This is a genomic window from Hallella bergensis DSM 17361 (genome assembly GCF_000160535.1).
In the GTDB taxonomy this organism is placed as follows: domain Bacteria; phylum Bacteroidota; class Bacteroidia; order Bacteroidales; family Bacteroidaceae; genus Prevotella; species Prevotella bergensis.
Window position 1 is genome coordinate 3,316 of record NZ_GG704784.1, and the last position, 2,656, is coordinate 5,971.

Below are 2,656 nucleotides of genomic sequence, written 5' to 3' on the forward strand. Positions count from 1 at the left end.
ACCCTTTTCGAAATGAAGCTCAATTTATGGACAAATGCCATTGCGAAGTTTAGAGTCCGCTGCTTTGCAGTCATGACGATTTATTAATTCAGCGAACACCAAGTAAAGCTCATGAAATTGCAGATTAATAAAAAAGAAATGTCTTCGTTGTTCAATAAAGCAAAATGGACATTTTCATTGACAGAGGAAGAATTTCTATACCTGAAGAATTTGTTAAATAAGATTGAAACATGTTCTTGGCAGGAGGATTTTTCCTATGAAATTCACAATGGTATTGCAGCTTTTGGTCTATGTACGAAACCAACTAAAGGAAACATAGCTATAGTTGAGAAATTCATTAATACAGAAGCATTTTGTGATTCAATCACAGCCGTTGCTTTGAAAGTGTTATGTAGTAGTAGTTATTGGAATTTAGCGGAAAAATATGAAGATGTACTTTGCAAGTTCATCAATTTAGATGATGAATCTTATGAAGATACTATCCATACAGCTATTAGTTGTATGGGGACCTATTGCCATACTACAAAGAATAAGTTATATATATCCTTACTATTTTCATTATTCAACAACGCATTGAGTAAATATAGCAATGATGAACTTCAGATACCAAGTATAGAGGCTCTTTACAATGCACTTGAATCGGTTATATGGGGAGATAAGTATCCTAAAAACAGAAGAGTTACATTTGGAGATATGAAGATACCTGAAGATATTAGTGAGGAAGTCATAAAAAAAAAATCAGTCAATTATCAATACTCCGCTAATTCTAACTTAACCGCTTGAATATGAGATAGTTAATTAACTTAATATAACTAATATAATTTGGTCAAGTGGCTGATTGTCAGTCTACCTTATAGTAGACTAAACATCAAGTAAATGACATCAGAACCACTCGACCAATATACGGAAATCTGCAGAGATGCCATCAAAAGCTCATCTGCAAAATTAGGAAAAACTTTCAAAAATATACTCTTGGAAATAATTTTATTGTAAATGGCGATAAAAAAAGATAAATTTCGCTCAGAAGTAGCGTTACGGGACCCATTGCGAGCAGACCTACAGAACGAATTTCAACCGCAGCAGGGCTAAGTGCATCAACTGGGTTAAGTTCAGTCTCTCCCTTTCCCGGCGTTATCTGAACATGGACGGGCTGCTAGCTATAGCCATAAATCCAAGCTACATCAGTAAACCAGGCAAGGCACAAGAATCAGCTGGACTTCTCCTACAACGCATCATTCGCATCACAGAATGTGGCAAAGGTGATGATGAAGGAAAATGGGACTACCGTATTCCATGACTTCTTTCAAGGAGCCCATGGTGAGCACATACATTGCAAAATTAATTTTCGACAGGTGTCGGAACATACCGACCCGAAAGTTTATTAGTCATACTATCAAAGAACTCTTTGGCTGGCAGCGGAAAGCTGCGTAGCCTTATCTCAAATTTTAACGAACTGTTGATATGTAACATTCAATTTCCGTTTGGCAGCATCAGGCTATAGATGAGTTTGTAATATGCCATGATATTTATTGAGAATTATTTACCATGTGTTACCATTATAACTCTTCCATCACTCTTTCTTAAAGTTACTTCGGCAACTCCTCCCTTAGATATAGAATCCTTAGACCCTGTGATAATCCAATATCTTTTACTATCTAGAACTACTTTATATGGTTTTTCTTTATCAACATAATGACCGTATATAGGCTTCAAAACAGCAATAGCAACTTCATAAGCCACCTTTGCATTTGGAATAAAGCCAGAGTCAGGATTAGCACCTTCATTATCAAGATTTTCAAAAGTGATAGTGTCTTCTGGATTAATTTCCCCTTTGTCAATATAATTAATTAAAGACGGTGTGGAAGACTTGACTGCTTTTGGATGAACTTTTGAATAAATAATACTTCCAATTATACCTAGACATAGTCCTATTAAAAAAAAATAACATGCACTTATTTTTTTCATGTAACATTTTATATAGTTGATTATCAATAGTAACTTTTTCAAGTTTCTTCGAATAGTTTACAAAATCCATGAGATTGTAGTTTCCTGATTTAGGTTGACTACCTTAGAGGCTTATCCTTAAAAAAGTTGACTCAGTTAAACATTAAAACTGATTATAGTTGACTGGAATTCCTTATCACTAATATTGGTTGACTGGAGGGCGCAGCCCGGAAGGAAGCCCCTGACACGCCAGCGAAGGTACTCTTATTTCAGAGATTACGCAAGTATTTTGCCTTGCTTTTATGTGACTTTCTCTGTAACTGATCCAATTCTTTGAGATTTTCCCCACACGGAGCGCGGCATCCCTTGGTGTCATCATGTCAATACTCATTCCCTGATATAATAAACCGAATAGCCTACTCTTACTTTCGTTTCAAGAAGACGGGTCTCATCATACTTGTAATAGGCCTGCTTCGTCACGCCAAGCAGTGTGCAAAGACTCGACACTCGGTAATGTCCTGAGTCTTCTGCATGCAGGTTCTTTACTGCTTGGCGCCAGCTTTTTTCGGATGGAGATGTTGAATTGTTTCTCAGCTACGTTGATCAGCTCATTGAATGCATCGGCACGGAGTGATTCGTGCGCAAGCTCCTTCTTCAGGCGTCTAATCTCTGCCTGCAAGGCCTTAACCCCTGAATCACCGGTTTTTGTCAC

Annotated in this window: 3 protein-coding genes and 1 pseudogene; 2 read left to right on the top strand and 2 right to left on the bottom strand. The window is 37.1% G+C overall.

Going from position 1 to position 2,656, the window contains the following annotated elements:
• Positions 1-111: 111 nt before the first annotated feature.
• On the top strand, positions 112-783 hold the full coding sequence (locus HMPREF0645_RS11620; RefSeq protein ID WP_007175219.1) for a hypothetical protein: 672 nt from the start codon (positions 112-114) through the stop codon (positions 781-783).
• 358 nt (positions 784-1,141) lie between these two features.
• Entirely contained in the window at positions 1,142-1,297 is a 156-nt protein-coding gene (locus tag HMPREF0645_RS13705) for a hypothetical protein (protein ID WP_007175220.1), read from the top strand.
• Between the two features lie 239 nt (positions 1,298-1,536).
• Here the strand turns inward: HMPREF0645_RS13705 and HMPREF0645_RS11625 are convergent, their stop codons facing one another.
• Positions 1,537-1,965, bottom strand: coding sequence for an NTF2 fold immunity protein (locus tag HMPREF0645_RS11625; RefSeq protein ID WP_007175222.1), 429 nt, complete (start codon positions 1,963-1,965; stop codon positions 1,537-1,539).
• A 430-nt stretch (positions 1,966-2,395) separates the two neighbouring features.
• Positions 2,396-2,656: pseudogene (locus HMPREF0645_RS14010) on the bottom strand (transposase); the annotation flags it as partial.

Excerpts from the sequence above, each read along its gene's own strand:
- HMPREF0645_RS11625 (WP_007175222.1), bottom strand. The coding sequence starts at position 1,965 with ATGAAAAAAATAAGTGCATGTTATTTTTTTTTAATAGGACTATGTCTA.
- HMPREF0645_RS13705 (WP_007175220.1), top strand. The coding sequence starts at position 1,142 with ATGGACGGGCTGCTAGCTATAGCCATAAATCCAAGCTACATCAGTAAA.
- HMPREF0645_RS11620 (WP_007175219.1), top strand. The coding sequence starts at position 112 with ATGAAATTGCAGATTAATAAAAAAGAAATGTCTTCGTTGTTCAATAAA.